At 46.3% G+C, this 22003-nt stretch carries 19 protein-coding genes and 2 tRNA genes; 8 read left to right on the top strand and 13 right to left on the bottom strand.

The features are described from left to right. The first annotated feature begins 74 nt into the window (after positions 1-74). Positions 75-3041, top strand: coding sequence for a protein translocase subunit SecDF (gene secDF, locus SD450_RS01070; RefSeq protein WP_318342805.1), 2967 nt, complete (start codon positions 75-77; stop codon positions 3039-3041). A 67-nt stretch (positions 3042-3108) separates the two neighbouring features. Here the strand turns inward: secDF and SD450_RS01065 are convergent, their stop codons facing one another. From SD450_RS01065 to exaC, 7 genes are all read right to left on the bottom strand, one after another. Further along, complete coding sequence (locus SD450_RS01065) at positions 3109-4359, bottom strand: ATP-binding cassette domain-containing protein (protein ID WP_318342804.1); 1251 nt, start codon at positions 4357-4359, stop codon at positions 3109-3111. 30 nt (positions 4360-4389) lie between these two features. Continuing rightward, entirely contained in the window at positions 4390-4914 is a 525-nt protein-coding gene (locus SD450_RS01060; protein WP_318342803.1) for a GNAT family N-acetyltransferase, read from the bottom strand. Beyond that, positions 4914-5396, bottom strand: coding sequence for a DUF192 domain-containing protein (locus tag SD450_RS01055; RefSeq protein ID WP_318342802.1), 483 nt, complete (start codon positions 5394-5396; stop codon positions 4914-4916). Before SD450_RS01055 ends, SD450_RS01060 begins: the two co-directional genes overlap by 1 nt. Positions 5397-5400: 4 nt before the next feature. Further along, positions 5401-6369 (bottom strand): prolipoprotein diacylglyceryl transferase, encoded by a 969-nt coding sequence (gene lgt / locus SD450_RS01050; RefSeq protein WP_318342801.1) that lies wholly within the window; start codon positions 6367-6369, stop codon positions 5401-5403. 116 nt (positions 6370-6485) lie between these two features. Further along, the gene (yidD, locus tag SD450_RS01045) at positions 6486-6707 is read right to left on the bottom strand and encodes a membrane protein insertion efficiency factor YidD (protein ID WP_318342800.1); all 222 of its coding nucleotides are present in this window, start codon (positions 6705-6707) and stop codon (positions 6486-6488) included. A gap of 57 nt (positions 6708-6764) precedes the next feature. Beyond that, entirely contained in the window at positions 6765-7154 is a 390-nt protein-coding gene (locus SD450_RS01040) for a DUF779 domain-containing protein (RefSeq protein ID WP_108423324.1), read from the bottom strand. Position 7155: 1 nt separating this feature from the next. Continuing rightward, positions 7156-8679 (bottom strand): acetaldehyde dehydrogenase ExaC, encoded by a 1524-nt coding sequence (exaC, locus tag SD450_RS01035; protein ID WP_318342799.1) that lies wholly within the window; start codon positions 8677-8679, stop codon positions 7156-7158. 256 nt (positions 8680-8935) lie between these two features. Here exaC and SD450_RS01030 point away from each other — a divergent pair, with 256 nt between their 5' ends. After that, positions 8936-9805: an AraC family transcriptional regulator gene (locus SD450_RS01030; RefSeq protein WP_318342798.1), complete on the top strand. Its 870-nt coding sequence runs from the start codon at positions 8936-8938 to the stop codon at positions 9803-9805. Between the two features lie 2 nt (positions 9806-9807). Here the strand turns inward: SD450_RS01030 and cysS are convergent, their stop codons facing one another. Both cysS and folE read right to left on the bottom strand, forming a co-directional pair. Next, positions 9808-11289: a cysteine--tRNA ligase gene (gene cysS, locus SD450_RS01025; protein WP_318342797.1), complete on the bottom strand. Its 1482-nt coding sequence runs from the start codon at positions 11287-11289 to the stop codon at positions 9808-9810. A gap of 13 nt (positions 11290-11302) precedes the next feature. Then, entirely contained in the window at positions 11303-11983 is a 681-nt protein-coding gene (gene folE, locus SD450_RS01020; RefSeq protein WP_318342796.1) for a GTP cyclohydrolase I FolE, read from the bottom strand. 201 nt (positions 11984-12184) lie between these two features. Between folE and SD450_RS01015 the strand changes: the two genes are divergently transcribed. Both SD450_RS01015 and SD450_RS01010 read left to right on the top strand, forming a co-directional pair. Then, positions 12185-13987, top strand: a complete 1803-nt coding sequence (locus SD450_RS01015; protein ID WP_318342795.1) for a T9SS type B sorting domain-containing protein — start codon at positions 12185-12187, stop codon at positions 13985-13987. Between the two features lie 114 nt (positions 13988-14101). After that, on the top strand, positions 14102-15547 hold the full coding sequence (locus SD450_RS01010) for a T9SS type B sorting domain-containing protein (RefSeq protein WP_318342794.1): 1446 nt from the start codon (positions 14102-14104) through the stop codon (positions 15545-15547). Positions 15548-15598: 51 nt separating this feature from the next. On the opposite strand, the gene SD450_RS01005 is transcribed toward SD450_RS01010, so the two are convergent. Then, positions 15599-17098, bottom strand: a complete 1500-nt coding sequence (locus tag SD450_RS01005) for an OmpP1/FadL family transporter (protein WP_318342793.1) — start codon at positions 17096-17098, stop codon at positions 15599-15601. 39 nt (positions 17099-17137) lie between these two features. Beyond that, positions 17138-18376, bottom strand: coding sequence for a hypothetical protein (locus tag SD450_RS01000; RefSeq protein WP_318342792.1), 1239 nt, complete (start codon positions 18374-18376; stop codon positions 17138-17140). 94 nt (positions 18377-18470) lie between these two features. Here SD450_RS01000 and proS point away from each other — a divergent pair, with 94 nt between their 5' ends. The 4 genes from proS to rpsT all read left to right on the top strand — a co-directional run bounded on the left by proS (position 18471) and on the right by rpsT (position 20514). After that, entirely contained in the window at positions 18471-19946 is a 1476-nt protein-coding gene (gene proS, locus SD450_RS00995) for a proline--tRNA ligase (RefSeq protein ID WP_318342791.1), read from the top strand. Positions 19947-20027: 81 nt separating this feature from the next. Next, positions 20028-20099 (top strand) — tRNA-Glu (locus SD450_RS00990). A 58-nt stretch (positions 20100-20157) separates the two neighbouring features. Then, positions 20158-20229 (top strand) — tRNA-Glu (locus tag SD450_RS00985). A 33-nt stretch (positions 20230-20262) separates the two neighbouring features. After that, positions 20263-20514: a 30S ribosomal protein S20 gene (rpsT, locus tag SD450_RS00980; RefSeq protein ID WP_108423333.1), complete on the top strand. Its 252-nt coding sequence runs from the start codon at positions 20263-20265 to the stop codon at positions 20512-20514. A 60-nt stretch (positions 20515-20574) separates the two neighbouring features. On the opposite strand, the gene SD450_RS00975 is transcribed toward rpsT, so the two are convergent. Both SD450_RS00975 and SD450_RS00970 read right to left on the bottom strand, forming a co-directional pair. Continuing rightward, a complete protein-coding gene (locus SD450_RS00975; RefSeq protein WP_318342790.1) occupies positions 20575-21264 on the bottom strand; it encodes a hypothetical protein in 690 nt (229 codons plus the stop codon). Positions 21265-21389: 125 nt separating this feature from the next. After that, the gene (locus tag SD450_RS00970; RefSeq protein WP_318342789.1) at positions 21390-21956 is read right to left on the bottom strand and encodes a hypothetical protein; all 567 of its coding nucleotides are present in this window, start codon (positions 21954-21956) and stop codon (positions 21390-21392) included. Positions 21957-22003 lie beyond the last annotated feature (47 nt).

Genomic DNA, 22003 nt, shown 5'->3' with positions numbered 1-22003 from the left:
TTCTATTGTCAAATCTTATCGGAAATGATATATTTGCACGCTGTTTAAGAAAACATCTAAAAATTTAATAATCAATGCAAAATAAAGGACTTGTAAGGCTTTTCGCGATCCTTTTTGGCTTGGTGAGCATCTATCAGCTATCCTTTACCTTCATCACAAGTAAGTTGGAGAAGGATGCTGAGGCTTACGCAGTTAGCCAAATTTCGGAAGCTGAGGAAGATTATGTGGCAAAGCGCGAAGCTTTAGAGGCATCGTATCTGGACTCCATCAGTGACAACTCTGTTTTGGGTTTTACCAGCTATGAGGATGCCAAGAAAAAAGAGTTGAACAAAGGTCTTGACCTTAAGGGCGGTATCAACGTTACCCTACAGATTTCCGTGAAGGACATTTTGAAAGGTTTGGCGAACAATACCAAGAACCCTGTTTTCAACAAGGCGTTGGCCGATGCCGATGTAGCATCAACCAATAGTGACAATACCTATTTGGAACTATTTTTTGAGGCATTTGACAAGATCAAGGGCGATACCAAATTGGCCTCCCCTGACATCTTTGCCAACAAAGGACTGAGCGATGATGTCAATTTCCAAATGAGTGATGAAGAGGTAAAGCCCATCATCCGAAGAAAGATAGACGAGTCCATCGTTTCTGCATTTGAAGTACTCCGTGAGCGTATCGACGGTTTCGGTGTGACCCAGCCCAACATCCAAAGGGAAGGCAATTCCGGACGTATTTTGGTGGAGCTGCCCGGTGCCAGGGACATTGCCCGTGCGCAGGAGCTGCTTTCCAGTACCGCACAGTTGGAGTTCTGGGAAACCTATCCCCAGAGCAATCCAAGTTTGGGAACCTTTTTGGTGAACGCCAACGAGCGATTGAAAGAAATTTTGGAGCCTGAAACTACTCAAGAAGAAGTTTCAAAGCCAGAATCAGAAATAGATTCCTTACTTTCGGATGTTTCCCAAGATTCTTTGGACATGGCGCCTCAAACCAATCCCCTTTTGGGCAAGTTGATTCCAGCCAACCCTGGTAGCCATGCCATTGCAAGGGCCATGGTGTCCGATACGGCCGAGATTGGAAAGTACTTGAGGATGCCTGAGATCAAAAGATTGCTGCCCAATGACATCCAATTTGCCAAGTTTCTCTGGGAAAGACCAGCCCAAGATGTGGAAGTGGTAGATCTATATGCCCTTAAATCCAACAGGGATGGTGTGCCAAGGATCAGCGGTGATGTTGTTTCCGATGCCCAGGACACTTTTGACCAGTTCAACAAGCCAGCGGTGAGCATGACCATGAACACCCGGGGTGCCAAGGAGTGGGAAGAGCTGACAGGTGACGCCTACAACAACCAGACTGGTATTGCCATTGTACTGGACAATAAAGTATATACTGCCCCTGGGGTTTCTTCAGGGCCCATTTCAGGTGGCCGTTCCGAGATTACTGGAACTTTCACCGTAAACGAGACCAAGGACATTGCCAACGTATTGCGTGCGGGTAAACTTCCAGCTTCTGCAGATATTATCCAATCCGAAGTGGTTGGACCATCTTTGGGCCAGGAAGCCATTGATAGTGGATTTACATCCTTCATCATAGCTATGGTCTTTGTATTGCTATGGATGATTTTTTACTACGGAAAAGCTGGGGTGTTTGCCGATATTGCATTGATATTCAATATATTGCTAATTTTTGGTGTATTGACCAGCTTGGGTGCTGTTTTGACATTGCCAGGTATTGCCGGTATCGTATTGACCATCGGTATGTCGGTGGATGCCAACGTACTTATCTTTGAAAGGATCAAGGAAGAATTGGCAAAAGGCAAGGGCAAGGCACAGGCGATTGCTGACGGTTTCGGAAATGCACTGTCCTCTATCTTGGATGCCAACATCACTACAGGACTTACCGCGATCATCCTTTTCATTTTTGGTTCAGGACCCATAAAAGGATTTGCCACTACCTTATTGATAGGTATTGTTACATCATTGTTCACGGCCATATTCGTGACCCGATTGATGATCGATGCGTATTCAGCGAAGAAGGGCAGAAGATTGGATTTCACCACAGGAATCACAAAGAATCTCTTCACCAACATGAACATCGATTTCTTGGCCAAGCGTAAGATTGCTTATATCCTATCTGGAATCTTGGTGGCAGTTTCTGCGTTTTCCCTGTTCACGACGGGTCTTCAAGAAGGGGTTGATTTTATCGGAGGACGTTCCTATCAGATACGTTTTGAGAAAGCGGTGAACCCTTCGGAAATCGCTTCCGAGCTCAATACGGTATTCGGTAGCGGAACCAACGTGAAAACCTTTGGGGATGCCAACCAGATAAAGGTCACCACTCCTTACAAAGTAGATGAGGAAGGTGTGGAAGTGGATAACGAGATCCAGACCAAACTATATACTGCATTGCAGAAATATCTTCCAGATGGTACCTCTTTTGAAGATTTTACCATCGGGGCTTCTGAAAAATCAATAGGCATCCTACAATCGGTAAAAGTAGGGCCTACCATTGCCGATGATATTAAAAAGAATGCCTTTTTGGCCATCTTGGGCTCATTGGCGGTCGTGTTCCTCTACATCCTTTTGCGATTCAGGAAATGGCAATTCTCCTTGGGTGCCGTTGTTGCGGTTTTCCATGATGTAATGATCGTATTGGGTATCTTCTCCCTTACCGGAAAGCTCATGCCTTTCAATATGGAGATCGATCAGGCCTTCATTGCGGCCATCTTGACGGTGATCGGGTATTCCTTGAACGATACCGTGGTCGTATTCGACCGTATCCGTGAAATAACGGTCATCAAAGGCTTCAAAGGCGGAGAGAACATCAACGACGCCTTGAACAGTACCTTGAGCCGTACCTTGAACACCTCATTGACCACATTGATCGTGTTGTTGGCCATCTTCATTTTTGGAGGGGAGAGCCTGCGAGGATTCATGTTCGCAATGATCGTTGGTGTGGTAGTGGGTACCTATTCTTCGGTATTCATCGCAACGCCGATCATGTTCGATACCTTGAAGAAAAAAATTGCAGCCGCCACAGCTGCATAGTTTAAGTTTTTAGATGAATATCAAAAAGGGCCGCTCATAGAGCGGCCCTTTTTTGTGCCTAACTTTTCTATGAAAGCCCAACGCTGCCTACCGAACCTGTTTCCCGAACATCCAAAATGTAATTGAATTGGGGATGCAGACCGGGTTCTTTTCTGTGGGAAACAAAAACAATGGCCGAATCGCTTTCTGATGCGATCTTGTTCACCAAGTCAACAAACAGGGCCGCACTAAAATCGTCCAGACCGGCCGTGGGTTCGTCCAAAATAAGAAGGGGAGGGTGCTTGATCATGGCCCTGGCCGCCATGATCAATCTTTTCTCGCCCGCGGAAAGGTCACGGAAATGATTCGCTCTTTTATCGTATAGTCCCAAAAGTTTCAACCAGTCATGGGCCAGACGCTTCTCGGTATCCGTTGGGATGACATAGAGGCCAATGGAATCGTGCAGACCGGAGATGACCATATGTTCCAGACTGTGGTAACCTTGGAATTTGTCGGTGACCGCAGGAGTGAAGTACCCTATTTTTTTCTTAAGGTCCCACACACTTTCCCCGCTACCTTTCTTCTGTCCAAAAAGGGTGAGATTTTGTCCGTATCCTTTATGACTGTCCCCTGTGATCATGGAGAGCAAGGTACTCTTGCCACTTCCGTTGGGGCCTATCAATTGCCAGAATTCCCCTCTTTGTATGATCCAATCGATTTGGTCCAATACCTGCCGTCCGTCAAAACTGACCGAGACTTTTTCAAATTTGACCAATTCCGTGTCGGTCGGTTCCAGAGGGTGGAGCGGAGAGGGGATGGCACCGTTAAATGCAGTGCTCTTTCTTTCGTTGGCTTCCCAAAATGCCTTTGCTGTTTCGTAAGGATGCAATTGTTCCCCATCAAGTTTGAAAAAAACGGTGGTCACCGGTAAAATATCCTCCAACCTACTGACCAATTGCACCAGAATTTTGGTGGAGGCTATCGTGCAGAGTTGTTCTTTTAGCAGTGCTTGGGTGGCCACGTCCAGATTGTCAAAAGGATTGACCAGGACCAAAAAGTCAGGTTCCTGTTGGAGCAAATGGCGCAGCAGGGCCTTTTTTTGTTCCCCACTGCTCATGGTCTTGAGGGATTGTTGCGTTTCCCTGGTCAAGATCTTGATATCGTGCCGTTCCTCTTCGTCCATATAACGCTCGATTTCCGACCGTGAAAAAAGAAGACCGTTCAAAGATTCGAGTTGCTGTAACCCTGAAATAGGCACATTGGCCAATAACCGGTCAATAATGCTGTGTGTTTGGGACGTGTTATTGGTAAGTATCGCGTAGCTTTTGGGTTGATTCATGCAATTGGAAATGAATACCCAAAATTACAATTATCCTTGGTTTACCCTAAAAATATGAACGGGATTGTCCTTGTAGGTGGTAGTTTTGTCCAAGAACATGTCATTTTTCAGGGCCACTTTTTGGGACGGAACATTGTCCACATGGATGATGGAAATCAAGGAGTCCGAATAGCCCTCTTGGAATGCAAACTGCTTACATTTTTGCGCCGCCTCAAAGGCAAAGCCCTGCAACCAGAACTTGGGCAATATGGAATATCCGATTTCCAGTTCTTCCATATCATCCACAACCTGTACCAAGAGCCCACAGATCCCCACCAGTTTTCCGGATGCTTTCAGGATTAGGGCATTCATTCCGCCCAAATCGTTGTCATACCGCTCAAAGACCCTGTCAAATTGGACTTTGCAAGCTTCCTTGGGGTCGGTTGGCAAGCCTTCCCAATATTGTGTGGATCTCGGGTCATGGTAGAACGGCAACCATTCCCCGAAGTCTGAAGGCTGTAATTTTCGGAACAACAAGCGCTCCGATTCTTCATGCTCTAAAAGATATTTGGGCATTACTTTCGGGTAAAGGTAATACTGTCCCCGACCTGTAGCTGCATCTTGTCCGACAATCCCGCATTTATCTCAAGGACATATTTGGCGGGAACGTCCGAAGGCAGGCTGCTTTCATCGTAAGGCTTGGCGTTCTTTTGGAAACTGACGATTTTCATTTCTTCATTCACATAAATGATGTCCAAAGGAAATTCAGTGTTCTTCATATAGAAGGAACGTGAGGATACATTGGGGAATATGAACAGCATACCTTGGTTTTCTTCCATGGATTGACGGTACATGAGTCCTGTTTCAGTTTCGTAATCTGTTTCAGCGATCTCTATGTCAAATTTTGCTTTCAACGAATCTGTTTCGGTGGACAGGATGGACAACTCTCCCTCCTTGGTGAACGTCACGGTCTCGGTTTTCAAAGCCTGCTTGGTCTCGGACTTGCAGGAGGCCAGGAAAAGGGTCAGAATGGATAAAAAGATGCCTAGATGCTTCATGCTGCTAATCCCTGTAGAATAAAGGTGCTGGTTTGTACATAAAGTAGAACCCTATGGCGACCATGGGAATGCTCAGCCATTGCCCTGTGGAAAGAAGGCCGAGCGATTCTTCAAAACCGCCCTGGCTCTTTTTGAAGAACTCCACAAAAAATCGGACGGTGAACAAAAGCACCATGAAGAGTCCAAAAATGTAACCTTCCTTTTCCTTTTTCTCCGTTCTCCAATAGATGATCTGTAAAAAAAGAAAAATGAAAAAATAGCAAATGGCCTCGTACAATTGCGCTGGATGACGATAGGGAATGGTCTGCAGGATGCCCGCAAATTCAGGATTGTGTTCGATGGCCTTGTATGCGGCATTTTCTGTGGCTTCCTTTGTGATGGCCATGGCCTTGTAGGCAGGCATATCATCGGAGTCCCTTATAAACCGTGTGGCCAAAAAATAGGACTGGTGGACCACTTTTCCATTGATCTCCGAATTGAAAAAATTGCCCAAGCGCACAAAACAGGCCCCAATGGCCGAAGGGATCACCAATCGGTCCAACATCCAGAGCATCCGGATATCGCCCCATTTTCTGCAGAAGAGCCACACCCCGATGATGGCCGCAATGGTGGCCCCATGACTGGCCAGACCGGTAAAGCCGGTGAATTCATAGCCGTTTATGATGCCGAACAAGGTACTTTCCGCATTTTCTCGAATAGGCAATAGGATTTCCACCAAATGGTCCTTGTAATAGTCCCAATCATAGAAAAAGACATGTCCCAGGCGGGCACCCAACATGATGGAAACCACGGTGTAGATGAAGAGGGAATCCAATTTTTCCATGGATTTCTTCTCGTTCTGGAATATTCGTTTCATGATGATCCAGCCTACCACAAAGGCTGCGATCCAAAGCAGGTTGTAGTATTTTATTTGAATGAAGCCCAGTTTGAAAAGGGTGCCTTCCGGGTTCCAATTGATTCCAAGGAAATACATCTAGTTAAATTTTGGACTAATATAACCACTTTGTGTGGTTGATACTTATGTTTATGTAATTTTTGGCTACAGATAACCTTTTTGGAACGATTTGGACACGTTCTTTTCGGTCCATACTAAGGAACGGGGTCGTACCCGCTTCCACCCCAGGGATTGCAGCTCATTATGCGTTTGAAGGAGAGCCATCCCCCTTTGAACAGGCCATGTTTTCTCAATGCTTCCAAAGTATATTGCGAGCAAGTGGGGGAGTAGCGGCAAGTGGCCGGGAACATGGGAGAGATGAAATTCTGGTAAAATTTCACCAATAGAATGAAAGGGGCGATCAGGATATGTTTCATTCGTTGTATTGAGGAAATGCAAGGTAAAAAAAAGCCCCGACAAAGTCGGGGCGTTCATCAAACTTCCTCGGATGCAGGATGTACGGGTACCAAATATTCCGCTTCCTCATCCGTGTACAAGCGGGATTTTATCACAAAACGCAGTCCCAAAGGAATTTCCAAACTGAAACTGGAGCCTCTCCCAGTCGTAATGTCCACGGTCAACTGGGTGTGTTTCCAGTATTCAAACTGATCTTTGCTGATGAAAAAATCGCATCCATGGATGTTGCCCAACCAAATATCGGTTTCGTTGAGCATCAGTTCACCCTTTGGGAAACACATGGGCGACGAACCATCGCAGCATCCTCCACTCTGGTGGAACATCAATTCGCCGTGGCGTTCCCGGAGTTGATCGATGATCTTTTCGGCACGATCGGTAACCAGGACCCGTTTTATTGCCCTGGCCATTTTAGAAAAAACCCAATTTGCTCTTGTCGTAGGAAATGAGCATGTTCTTGGTCTGACGATAGTGGTTCAGCATCATCTTGTGCGTTTCCCTACCGATACCCGATTTTTTATAACCTCCGAAGGGCGCATGAGCAGGGTAGGCGTGGTAACAGTTTACCCAGACCCTTCCGGCCTGTACCTGCCTCGAAATCTTATAGGCTTGGTGCATGTCGCGCGTCCATACCCCGGCACCCAATCCATAAAGGGTATCGTTGGCGATTTCCAAGGCTTCTGCCTCATTTTTAAAGGTGGTCACGCAAACCACTGGGCCAAAAATCTCTTCTTGGAAAACCCTCATTTTGTTGTTTCCCTTCAAAATGGTGGGTTGGATGTAGTATCCACCTTCCAGTCCTTCATTGTAGGCGGCCTCGCCTCCTGTCAGTACTTCGCAGCCCTCTTCTTTCCCTATTTGGATGTAATTCAAGATTTTCTCGTACTGGTCGTTGGAAGCCTGTGCGCCCATCATGGTGTTTGGGTCCAGGGGATGTCCCAATTTAATGGCCTTGGTGCGTTCCACCACCCGTTCCATAAACTTGTCAAAAATGTTTTCCTGTACCAAGATCCTGGAGGGGCAGGTACAGACTTCTCCTTGGTTCAAGGCAAACATAACGGCACCTTCCAAGCATTTGTCAAAGAATTCGTCATCGGCATCCATGATGCTCTCAAAGAAAATATTGGGGGATTTTCCGCCCAATTCCAAGGTGACTGGAATGATGTTCTTGGAGGCATATTGCATGATCAATTGGCCTGTGGTGGTCTCTCCGGTAAAGGCGATTTTGCTGATCCTGGGATTTGACGCCAAAGGCTTTCCTGCTTCTATTCCAAATCCATTAACAATGTTCAGTACTCCAGCGGGAAGAATATCCTCGATGAGTTCCATCAACACCAAAATGCCCACAGGGGTCTGCTCGGCCGGTTTCAATACCACACAGTTCCCGGCTGCAAGGGCAGGGGCTATTTTCCAAGCGGCCATCAATAGGGGAAAGTTCCATGGAATGATCTGGCCCACCACGCCAAGCGGTTCCAGGATGTTCATGGACACCGTGTTGGAATCCAATTCGCTCACCGAACCTTCTTCGGCCCTGATCACCCCGGCGAAATACCTAAAATGGTCCAAGGCCAAGGGCAGGTCGGCCGCACGGGTTTCCCTCAATGGTTTTCCGTTGTCCCAGGTTTCGGCACGGGCCAATACCTCTAGATTTTGTTCCATTCGGTCGGCAATCTTCAGCAAGAGGTTGCTTCGGTAGGTGGCCGATGAATTGTTCCACTGTGGTGCAGCGGCCCAAGCGGCATCCAAGGCTTTTTCAATGTCCTCTGCCGATGATCGGGCAATTTTTGTGAATGCATTTCCATCCACGGGGGAGATGTTGTCAAAATATTCGCCATTGGTTGGGGGGGTCCATTTTCCACCAATGTAATTTTCATACTGGTCCTTGAACTTGGGTTTTTCCAGAACGTTGCGCTCTGTTGTTTGTACATTGCTCATGATCGAAACTTTTAGTTGTTAACGTTTAATTTTGTGTGCTGGACGATGGTCTGTCCAAGTGTCTGATTTTAAAAGTATTGATTTTGCAATCCAAGCATCTGACGTATTCTATTATTGTTGTGACCAATCCTCTTTGTTTTTATATTTTTAATAATATTCAGTGGTATATTTTTTATATTTAATAAGTTTTTATGCAACATTTTAAGGACTGATTATTGGTATGCAGCTTTCTGATAGATTTTATAAAGAGCGTAAGTTGGAGCATTTGGTAGAGAACCAGACTTCCTACACCTTGAACAATGCCGCCATGCATGTGTTCGAGACGCATCTTCAAGCGGAGTGGGTGATGTTGCAGTTCGATCAACCTGTACTCGCATCCATGCTCATTGGAAAAAAGGTGATGCACTTGCGGGATAAAAAGGCCTTTGATTTTTTGCCGGGTGAATCCTTGATCTTGCCTTCCAATGAAGTCATGTGCATCGATTTTCCTGAAGCTGACCACGAGAACCCTACCCGTTGCTTGGCCATGGCCATTTCCGAAGAAAAGATCAATAAGGTCATCACATTGATGAACGAGGGGATGCCCAAGAACGATGGCTCGGAATGGGCCTTGATGGACTATAACTATCACTTTACGAATGATGCCAGCATCTATGATATCATCCAACGACTGCTATACCTGTTTACTGAGAACCATCCGTCCAAGGACTTTTTTGTGGACAATATGCTGCAAGAGCTCATCATACGCATTTTGCAGGGCAATGCCAGGGAAACCTATACGGAGAATGCTTCTAGATTGAGCTCGAACAATCGTTTGGCCTATGCATTGGAGTATATTGCCGCACATCTGCATGAACCCATTTCTGTGGGCGATTTGAGCAAGAAGGCATGCATGAGCGAATCCCATTTTCATAAGACCTTTAAAGATGAATTGGGGGTGACGCCCATAGACTACATCAACAACGAACGTATAAAATTGGCCGTTCGCCTGCTACAGGATCCCCATAGAAAAATCAAAGAGATTTATTTGGAATGCGGTTTTGAGAACCGATCCTACTTTAACCGGCTCTTCAAACGGAAGATCAATACATCACCTGGGGAGTATCAGTCCAAGTTCATGGATTAAGCTTAGTTGATGCTGAACGAAGTGCCATCCTTACCATCCTTCAGTTGAATGCCCAAAGCGGTGAGCTCGTCCCGTATCTTGTCCGAAGTGGCAAAATCCTTGTTGGCCCTGGCATCGTTCCTGAGTTGGATCAATAATTCCATGACCCCGTTCAGTGCCTTGGAATCATCCTTGGCCAAGGCTTGGTTCTCTATGCCGAGAACGTCATATACAAAGGCGTTCAGGGTAGTTTCCAACAGTTCCTTGTCCTCGCTGCTGATGGTTTTTTGATTCTCCTTGATGAGATTGATGTGCTTCACGGCATCGAACAGATGTGCGATGAGGATAGGGGTGTTGAAGTCGTCGTTCATGGCGTCATAGCATTTTTGCTTCCACGCTGCCACATCAAAATCCGATGTTGTACCAGTTTTAAGGTCTTTAAGGCCTGTCATGGCCTCCATCAGGCGGTTATACCCTTTTTCGGATGCCAAAAGGGCCTCGTCGCTAAGGTCCAGAATGCTGGTATAGTGGGCCTGCATCATAAAAAAACGCACGACGGCAGGGGAGTACACCTTGCTCAAAATGTTGTTGTCCCCACTGAAAATTTCCGAAGGATAGATGTTGTTCCCAGTGGATTTGGACATTTTCTTTCCATTGAGGGTCAGCATATTGGCGTGCATCCAATATTTTACCGGTGATTTTCCGGTACTGGCCTCCGCTTGAGCGATCTCGCACTCGTGATGGGGGAATTTCAGGTCCATTCCGCCTCCGTGGATATCAAAAGTTTCCCCTAGATATTTGGTGCTCATGGCCGTGCATTCCAAATGCCATCCAGGGAAACCGTCTCCCCAGGGTGAGGGCCAGCGCATGATATGTTGGGGTTCTGCCTTTTTCCATAGGGCGAAATCCTGCGGATTCTTTTTCTCATCCTGTGCGGTCAGTTCGCGGGTATTGGCGATCATGTCCTCAAGTTTCCTTCCGCTGAGCTTGCCATATTCATGGTCCTCATTGAACTTGACCACATCAAAATAAACGGAGCCGTTCACTTCGTAGGCCAATCCTTTCTCGAGGATATCCTTGATGATCTCTATCTGTTCTATGATATGCCCCGTTGCCGTAGGTTCTATGCTGGGGGGCAACAGGTTGAATCTTTGTAGCGTATTATGGAAATCCACGGTATAGCGTTGCACCACTTCCATGGGTTCTATCTGTTCCAATTTTGCCTTTTTGGCAATTTTGTCCTCACCTTCGTCTGCATCGTTTTCCAAATGTCCGGCGTCGGTAATGTTGCGGACATAGCGCACTTTATAGCCCAAATGCTTGAAATACCTAAAGATCATATCAAAGGACATGAAAGTACGGCAGTTACCAAGGTGCACATTGCTATAGACCGTGGGGCCACAGACATACATGCCTATATGGCCTTCATTTATGGGTTGAAAGAGCTCTTTTTTTCCTGAAAGTGAATTATGGATTCGTAGCGGTTGGTCTTTGTAAAGTTGCATTGAAAAGGTAGGGTTAAAACTCGGTATCTAGGTTGATGTAATCCAAAAACTCCCTTCTTACGGCCTCATCCTTGAACTTACCGCCATATTCCGCAGTGACCGTGCTGCTCTCGATATCGCGAATGCCCCTTGAGTTCACACAAAGATGTTTGGCATCAATGACACAGGCCACATCCTCGGTGCCCAGCACCCTCTGCATTTCCTTTACGATCTGAATGTTCATTCGTTCCTGGACCTGTGGCCTTTTGGCATAGTAATCCACGATACGGTTCATCTTGGAAAGGCCGACCACGGTGCCATTGGAGATATAGGCAATATGGGCCCGGCCCACAATGGGCAGCAAGTGGTGCTCGCAGGTGGAATAAACGACTATGTTCTTTTCCACCAACATTTCACCATATTTATATTTGTTGTCAAAGGTGGAAGATGTCGGTCTTCTGTCTGGGTGTAGCCCACCAAAGATTTCCTTCACATACATCTTGGCCACTCTTTTTGGGGTGCCCTTAAGGCTATCGTCATCAAGGTCTAGGCCAAGGGTCAACATGATCTCCCTGACGTTTTTTTGGATACGTTCTATTTTTTCCTCATCGCTCAGCACAAAGGCGTCCTTTCGCATGGGGGTGTCTGCGGATGAACCAACGTGATCGTTGCCCCTTTCTTCATATTGTTCTTCCAAAGCCTGCTCTAGTTTCATCTGATCATCTTTAATTGAACAAACATTTCGGATGGTTTGTACCAGCCCAATGATTGCGGCCTGTTTCCTAGCTGTTTCTTCAAGACAGCAAAGATAACATTAATGAATGATTTAACATCTGGTACCGCGGGTTTGACAACATAAATTATTGTTAAGGCACTGGCCACACTACTTTTATAATGTCCAAACCTACAGTCTTTTATGATAAGATTGGTCATACTACCTTTTATTACCTTACTTTTTAGCCCATTGGCGCATTCACAGGTCTCCCAAGAATGTGTCGGTGCAGTCCCTATTTGTAACAACACACCGATCAATGGCGGGACGAACGGCTATGGGACCGATGACTTTAACGGTGCGGCCACAAGTGGATGTTTGGAACGTACCACGACGGGGTCCATAGAGTCCAATTCGGCATGGTACCGATTCCGGACGGCTGCTTCGGGGCAATTGGGTTTCAATATTGGACATGACAATGGCGAGGATTGGGATTTTGCACTCTATCGGTCATCCGATTGCTCCAATTTGGGAGAGCCGGTGCGCTGCAACTTTTTCGACAACAGCGAGGGTGCTAGTTTCATTGGAGTGGGGGAAGATCCAACGGGTATTTCAGATTCGGTGCATTATGAGGAGTGGCTCCAAGTGGAGGCCGGTGAGGACTATTATCTTTTCATCAATAATTTCAGCAATGTGAACTCTGGTTTTTCCATTCAGTTCACAGGGAACATATGGGACAACCATTCCAATGACGCTCTGGACTGTTCCATTATCGACAATCTTTTGGGACCGCCCATTGCGGCTTGTGAGAACGATAATGTAGTATTGGATGCCACAACCACTGGTGCCATGGGTTACGAATGGTATGTCGATACTGGAAGTGGGTACCAACTTATTTCGGGTGCGGCAATGTCCACCTATCAAGTGCTGGATTCCGGACAGTACCGCGTTGTGGTCACTACGGCCAGCGGCAGTATTGTGAGCGATGTTCAGGTAGGTTTTAATGAAGTTCCGGTGACGCAGCCATTGGCCGATGAAATCTTTTGTCATTCTGTGGGAATGGTGTACAATCTTTCCAACAAGGATGCAGAGGCCCTTGGTTCGGCAGCTTCCAACGATTTTATGGTCAGTTACCATAGTTCGCAACTAGATGCTGAAGCAGGGATCAATCCATTACAAAAACAATATGAAATGGGTACGGGACAGGAAACCATCTATGTCCGTACCACTTCTTTGGCCAATCCGAACTGCTATGATGCTTCAGAAAGTTTTGTTTTGGAGGCCGTGGAGACCCCAGAGCTTACCTTTCCAGAGGAAATGGTCATCTGTGAGGCTATTGGGAGCGTAGAAATCGGAGAGACTACGGCCAATCCAAATTATACCTATCTATGGAGTACGGGGCAACAGACGCCTAGCATCATGGTCTCCCAAGCTGGTGAATACACATTGACGGTCACCAATGTTTCCAACGGTACTTCCTGCGAAGCAAGCCGGAGTGTGGTGGTTTCCATATCCACAATGCCTGTCATCTCCAGTGTCGAAAAAGAGGATATGAGCACGAACAATACGGTGACCATCCACACGGAAAACCAAGGGGAGTATGAATTCAGTATGGATGGTGGTGAATTCCAGTCCAGCAATGTCTTCCAAGGTGTCGCTCCGGGCGTGCATACGGTGACCATGCGAGATCCCTATGGCTGTGGCGAGGTGCAGGAAGAAATCGTGGTGGTCGGCTTTTTGGCCATATTTTCCCCAAATGGCGATGTGCTCAACGAAACTTGGCAGATAGAAGGACTTTCCACTTTGAATTCGCCCATAGTCACCATTTATGACCGATACGGCAAGCTCATCAAGCAGATGAACGAGTTCGATCCAGGATGGGATGGTAGTTTTAATGGAAAACCATTGCCTTCCACCGATTATTGGTTCAAACTGTCCTACGTGGATAATGCAGGGAACCGCACCTACGCCAAATACCTCCAGAGCCATTTTTCCCTTAGAAGATAACCGACCGGTCGATTTCATCGATTAACGGCAGATTTTTTCGACGATTACATACTAAAAACGCGTTTTGTGGAGTTATAGTGGTGGAAATAGAATAACCAATAGCCCCACAATTCTATGAGAGCCCTATTTAGTGCTGCATGCTGTGTATTCCTTTTCTCTATGGCAGCCAGTGCGCAGAATTCACCTGATTGCAGAACGGCCATACCTGTCTGTGCGGATGCCTCGATAACGGGCACCACCGATGGTGGTGGGGATATTGATGATTTTGACCCCGAGGTCATTACGCAAACAGGCTGTCTGGAAAAGGGCAGTGTCAGCTCGGCCAATATTGAAAACAATACGGGCTGGTATGTGTTCAGGGCCGGTACCGATGGGCAAATAGGGTTTGATATTGAAGCACTTCCCGTCAACCCGGGAAGTCCAATTACTGCAGAATGGGATTTTGCACTCTATGGTCCCTTTGACGAAACTTCAGGAGAGAATTATTGTACTATTGTGGGAGATGGTTCCGCCCAACCCATACGATGCAATTACGAATATAACGATACCGGCTTTACCGGAATAGGGGTGAACCCTGTGGATGGAAGGGTAGGTGCGCCTTTTGTGAAACAGAGCCAGAACACCTATGATGAATGGCTGAATGTGACCGCTGGAGAAATTTATTACCTCTACATCAACAACTACAACACCAATTTTGACGAAGATCCAGAATTCTTTATCCTGACTTTTACGGGTAGTTCCGTGGATGCAGATCAAGATTCCGCTTTGGACTGTACCCTTCGGGATGAGTTTTTAGGATTGGACATCGTGGCCTGCGAGGGCGACCCAGATATAGTGTTGAGTGCACTGAATTCCCCTGTGGGCCCCAGCATCTCCAACATTGTTTGGGAACTGGATGCGGATGATGATGGAACCTACGAAACGGTATTGGCTATGGGGGCCGACCAGACCGAATTGACTGTCTCCAGTCCGAACTCGGGACGATATAGAGTGACCATCGAATCTACTTTTGGAACAACCATTACCGACGATATCCTGATTACTTTTTATGGTACTCCAGTGTTGGATGAAGTGGTGATCATTGACGACTTGGTGCATAGCGACCAGACCGACCCCTACAATGTGGAAATTGTGCCCTTGGGTGATGGTAACTACGAATATTCCTTGAATGGTGGTGAATACCAGGACGATCCTGTTTTTTATGATGTCCCTCCTGGGATGAACGAAGTGGTCATCAATGATAAAAATGGCTGTGGCACTTCAGATCCCTATCAGTTTCTGGTGGTGGGCTATCCCAAGTTCTTTACGCCCAATGGCGATAGTGTGCATGACAACTGGAATGTGTATGGGATTGAACAACTGAACAATCCTGTGGTCTATATCTTTGACCGTTACGGCAAGCTCTTGAAACAAATGGACCTCAATACAGGGTGGGACGGTACCTTCAATGGGAGGGAGTTGCCTTCTTCGGATTATTGGTTCCGATTGGATTATGACCGTGACGATGAAGGGGTGTTGGTTGCACGTTCTGTGCGTAGGCACTTTTCCTTGGTTCGATAAAAAAAGGCCGGATTGTGTCCGACCTTCTATCTTTTTTTAATCTTTTGTTTCTTAGAATTTCATGGTATAGCCCAATGAAATATTGGTGTTGATCCTGTTGACCATGGCCGCATTGGCAATGCCACTGTCAAAAAGATAGGTGTTCACATCCTGTTCGGATCGGCTAAAGCCCAAATCCAATCTGCTTCCACCAAAATCGTAGCCAAGACCGGCCGAAAATCCGTTGAGGTCGCCCACGAAGTCACTGTCCTCATATGGACTTTCCTCAAATCGGTAACCGGCCCTCAAGCTTACCCGCTCTATTCGGTACTCACCGCCCAGTTTGAAGGAATTCACGGCGCCCAATTCGGTGGAGATAAAATCGTTCTCTGCGGCAAAGTTGGGGTCAGAGGTGGGTCTGAGTTCCGCCTTTGACATATCTTGATAGCCATAATCAAAACTGATGAGTCCATCTTGCCCGAATACTATGGCCACACTACCTGTGTATTTTTCGGGGGTCCTGATTTTGTATTCATCATAAAGGTTCACGATGCCAAAATTGATGAAATCGATGTCCGATACGGCCAATGTGGAATTGATGCGTTGGGAAGTATCATCGGTAAGTCTGTACCAAGTAGGGGATTGGTAACTACCACCCACGCGTACACTTTCGTTCAACTTGGCAATGGCTCCCAGACTGAAGGAAAAACCGTAGCCCTCGGTGTGCAGAAAGTTGTCGAAAGAAGTGGACTGGACAGGGGATGCCTGGTCATATCCATCCTCATCAAAATAGGTCACCCTGTCATAGAGGACATTGTGGAAGTTCACGGTGGCCCCCAAGTATAGGTTTTCTTCATATTGTGTGGCAAAGTTCAGGGTGAACTTGCTGTTATAGCCTGAGGTATTCCTCAAATAACGTTGGTTCAGACTGCCATATTCCGCATTGGAAAAATAATCGGTGTTGGCATCATCGTCCACGGTGGGTTCGATGAGCCCAGCCTGAAACCCGAGAAAAGCCTGTTGCGCGGCATAGCCAAGATTGGCACCGATGTCGAGATAGGCCTCTTCAATAAACTCACCTTGCTGCACACGCAGTGGTCCCAAAGGCTGGCCTTGGGCAAAGTTCAAAAAGTAATTGTCAATGCCCGATGTGGAACTGCCGGCAGCAAAAATTTCGTTGTCAAAATTCTGAACCATGTCATAATTGAAGGCCAGGGCCACTTTTTTCCATGGGCTGTCCGTCGATTTGAACACAAAGACGCCACCAATTTGGTTCAGCTCCAGAGCATTGTCCTTGGTGTTTCGTCGTGTACCGCCGTAGAGGACATCATTGTTGCTGTGATAGTTGGATCCTGTGATCCCTACTTCGCTATAATTGAAGACTGCCGACCCAGCTGGGTTCACGTTAAGGGAGGACAAATCCCCTCCCAGGGCACCAAAGGCCCCGCTCATGGCTTGGAACCGTGCGGTTCCCTGTAGGTTTTCAGTGCTATAACGAACGACATCGTCTATGGTCTGTGCGCTTGCAAAAGTGCATGCCAATACCATGATGAAAGTTGAGATTCTTTTCATTTTCCTTGATTTAGTTTAAACAGATACTGCTTTTGGAATTTACGGTCTTCCACCTCTTCCGGAACGTGACGATCCTGAGGACCTACTGGCTCCACCAGAGCTTCTTGAAGAGCTGCCGCCGGAACTTCTATAGCTGCCAGAACTCCTTGAACTGCTACCACTGCTCCTGTAACTGCCGGAACTTCTTGAGGTTCCTGAAGACGATCTGTAATTGCTGCTAGGCGTCGACTGATAGCTTCTGCTACTGCCAGAACTCCTGTAGCTTGGAGAAGAACTCCTAGTGGCCGAATTGCTTCGGCTGTATGAACTATTGCTTCTCGTGGAAGGGGAGGTCCCGTATGAACGGTAAGCCCTGGAAGTTCCGCTATAACTTGGATTGGAGCGTGTGCTCCTGCTGGTCCTATAATCCCTGTTTCGTGCGATGGCATCGGCACTTACAGATCTTCTGGCGGTGGTGCCATTGCTATAACTCCTAGAGGTCCTGCCCGCATTGGAGCGACCGCTGTAAGTTCTGGTGCCGCTCGTCCTTGAGGCAAGGTTGGACCTTCCGCGAAGGGTGGTGCCGGGTATATAATTGTTGCTATATCCTCTTCTGCCCGTCATGTAGGCGTAGTTTCTGCGATAGTTGTTGTAATAATAAGGTCTGTTCCAATGGCCATAGTAGCCACCCCAACCATAATAGCCGGCATAGCCCCAGCCGCCCCAAGGGTGTCCCCAGCCGTAATAACCGGCCCAACCCCAATTGCTATATCTCCATGGTCTGTTCCATCCCCATCCCCAACCGTAGTAAGGGTAGTTCCAGCCATATCCCCAGAAAGGATCGTTCCATCCCCAACCCCAGCCGTACATGCCTCCCCAGCCCCAGCTGTTGTCATATACGTTTATGGTAACGTTGGATGGATTGTCTCCCCAACCTGGATTTCCGTTATAGGTATTGTTATAGGCGAAATAATCGGTTTGCTCTCCATAAGGAACGGTATCGTTTGCCATTTGGCTGGAGTAACCATCGATATCGGTAAAAATCTCACTGTCCAAAATTTCTTCGTACTCGCTCGCTTTTTGTCCAAAATAATCTCCGTAAACATTGCTCTCTTGCTGTTCCATTCGGACAGCATCGGCATTTTTCTTCTCCACACGGACCACACGGTCCCCGCTGGAATAGATGCCATCATCATAATAGGATGCTTGTTGGTAAGATCCACAGGAGGCCACTAAGAGGGCGCCTACTATGGGTATGGCGAAAATATGGATTTTGTTGTGGGGTAAAGACTTTAACATGGCGCAATTTTTATTGTTGAACATACTAAAAATAATTAGTTTTACCGAATTATTTCATTAATAAAATCACAAGTTTTGTGCCAAACTACAATAGATGGGTAAAAATTTGACAAGCCGGGCCGAGGATTATTCCAAATGGTATAATGAACTTGTTGTAAAGTCGGATTTGGCTGAGAATTCAGGAGTTAGGGGCTGTATGGTGATAAAACCCTATGGCTATGCGATATGGGAAAAGATGCAGGCGCAATTGGACAAGATGTTCAAGGAAACGGGCCATGAAAATGCCTATTTTCCCTTGTTCATCCCCAAATCCTATTTGAGCAAGGAAGCCAGCCATGTGGAAGGTTTTGCGAAGGAATGTGCCGTTGTGACACACTACAGGCTGAAAAATGCAGAAGATGGCAGCGGGATTGTTGTGGATGAGGATGCCAAATTGGAAGAAGAACTCATCGTCCGTCCTACTTCGGAAACCATCATCTGGGATACCTACAGGAAATGGATACAGTCGTACAGGGATCTCCCCATTTTGGTGAACCAATGGGCGAATGTGGTGCGTTGGGAAATGCGGACACGTTTGTTTTTGCGAACTGCTGAGTTTTTATGGCAGGAAGGGCATACGGCCCACGCCACGAAGGAGGAAGCCTTGGAAGAAGCGGAACAGATGATGCACGTGTATGCCGAGTTTGCCGAAAGTTATATGGGAGTGCCTGTAATCAAAGGGACCAAGACCGAGAGCGAGCGCTTTGCTGGGGCCGAGGAAACCTATTGCATTGAAGCGTTGATGCAGGATGGAAAAGCTCTTCAGGCAGGTACCTCACACTTTTTGGGACAGAACTTTGCCAAGGCATTTGATGTGAAATTTGCCACGAAAGAAGGAAACCAAGACTACGTTTGGGCCACTTCTTGGGGTGTTTCCACCCGATTGATGGGAGCTTTGGTGATGACGCATAGTGATGACAATGGATTGGTGTTGCCCCCGAAATTGGCGCCCATACAAGTGGTGATCGTACCCATATACAAGGGATTGGACCAGTTGGATGCCATTTCGGAAAAAGTGGAACCCTTGGTGAAGGAGTTGCGTTCCAATGGAATTTCCGTAAAATATGATAAAAGGGATACCCACAAACCGGGCTTCAAGTTCAATGAATATGAACTCAAGGGTGTTCCCGTGCGTTTGGCCGTTGGGCAGCGCGATTTGGAGAACGGCACCTATGAAGTGGCGCGAAGGGACACATTGACCAAAGAATCAGTGAAGGCGGAAGAGATCGTGGAAAAAGTGAGCTCACTATTGGAAAACATCCAAGAGAATATATATAACAAAGCCCTCGCTTTTAGGAAAGAGCACATCACCGAAGTGGATTCTTATGATGATTTCAAAAAAGTGATCGAGGAAAAAGGAGGATTTGTATTGGCCCATTGGGACGGAACCACCGAAACCGAGGACAAGATCAAGGAAGAGACCAAGGCCACCATTCGCTGCATTCCATTGGACGCCCAAAAGGAAGAAGGGAAGTGTATGGTGACGGGAAAACCTTCCGTGCAACGGGTGTTGTTTGCAAAGGCTTATTAAACAGGCAGCAAAAAATAAAATTTACTGTTGCAAGACTTAAAAATAGTTGTATTTTTGCATCCGCAATTGTGCAACCATAACGGCCCGTTCGTCTAGGGGTTAGGACGCCAGGTTTTCATCCTGGTAACAGGGGTTCGATTCCCCTACGGGCTACGAAGTTCAATGAAATAGTGAAAATCAAGGGTTTTTAGCCTTTGGTTTCATTTAAAACGGCCCGTTCGTCTAGGGGTTAGGACGCCAGGTTTTCATCCTGGTAACAGGGGTTCGATTCCCCTACGGGCTACAAAAAGAAATTTAGAAAGTAGAACATAAGATAATGGCAAACCATAAGTCAGCATTAAAGAGGATCAGAAGAAACGAAGCCGTGCGCTTGCGTAACAGGTACCAACACAAAACTGTGCGTAACGCAATCAAGAAATTGCGCAATGAAGAGGACAAGAAAGCTGCCGAGGCTTTGTTGCCCACTGTGGTTGGTATGATCGATAAGTTGGCCAAGCGCAACATTATCCACAACAACAAGGCATCAAACCTGAAGAGCAAATTGATGAGCAAGGTTGCTGGTATGTAATCTTGATTCAAATCAACATATATTAAAAAGCGTTCCAAACAGGAGCGCTTTTTTTGATACCTACCGAAATGCCTTTCGTTTTGAAATGAGGAAGCCCAGCATAAAGGTCCCGTACATGAACAGGATCAGCACTTTCAATACTTGGCGGAGTTGGTATTCCGCCCATATTTTTGGGGCCTCATAGGCGATTAGGAACAAAAAGGGAAAAAAGGCATGGAAAACGGCCAGCCCCAAACTGATCCAGAACATAAGATTATGTTTCATCGAATGTAGATGTGGGCCCTCGTCCATTTTCTCTTTGAAGTAAAAGGCTATGTTGATCAAAAGTATGAGGGATGCGACCAAATTCGCATAGTACAGGTTCATGTGTAATGGATTTTGGAAAAAAAGGCTGACCGCATAGGTCAATATGCTGATAACAGCACCATACTTTACCCAGTTTCTATGCTTGTCCACCTTCAGCATCCGCCAGTAGATGTAATAAAAAAACAAAAATGTGATGACCGCATAGATGTTGTAGATGATCACATTGTGCCATTTGTACCGCTCATCGGAGAAAAACTGAAAATCGTCATGATGCCTGATGAAATAGCCCAATAGCTCCGTTAGGAAGGTGTACATCAGATAGATGGGAAAATATTTTAGCGGTGTGTCAAAATAAGTTCTGTAACGAAGCACGGCCACAAACCAGACAATGGGATAAAGAAGGGTAAAATATTGGCTTGTTATGAATTTATAGAGTTCCTCCATTATAAATTTTCGCCTGCAAGGGTCTGGATTCTTACACTCGCATACAATCTGAAAGCTAATTTACACAATAAAAACGCCCCCAAGTTGGAGGCGTTGTTTGTTTTTCGGTTTTACGGAAACCTCTCCTATCTGAATGCTTTTCGCTTCCCCACCAACAGGCCAATGATGAAACAACTGTACATAAAAACAATCGAGCCCAATAAAATGGGTCTCAGGTAAATATGCACGGTGATGTTCAACTTGAGTTTGAATAGGGTCAAAATAACAGGGAACAGGGTGTAAAATACCATCAACCCCACGCTTACCCAAAAGAGAAGATTGTGCTTTTGGGAATAAGGACTTTCCTCTGCATGTTTTTCCTTGAAATACATTGCCAAAACAACAATGAGCATCAACGAGACAATGATATGGGCATGGGTAAGTTGATTGTGCAAAGGGTTGTAAAGAATTGCATTTACCAAATAAATGAGCACACTTAAAATGCTTCCATAGGAAATCCATTTTTTGAGCAACTGGTTTTTAGTAATTTTCCGGTACACTTCAAAGAAGAAAAGAAAGAAAACCAATTGATATATATTATAGATGATGACATTGTGCCATGCAAAACGCTCATCTGAGAAAAACTGGAAGTTGTTGTTGAATTTAATCAGAACACCTAAGAGTTCTGTGAAAAAAGTATATATGATAATCATTGGAAGGTATTTTAACGGCGTGTCAAAATACCTTCTGTATCTATATA

Source organism: Flagellimonas baculiformis (assembly GCF_033441575.1).
In the GTDB taxonomy this organism is placed as follows: domain Bacteria; phylum Bacteroidota; class Bacteroidia; order Flavobacteriales; family Flavobacteriaceae; genus Flagellimonas; species Flagellimonas baculiformis.
The sequence above is the reverse complement of the archived record's forward strand: the minus strand, read 5'-3'. Positions and strand labels throughout refer to the sequence as shown.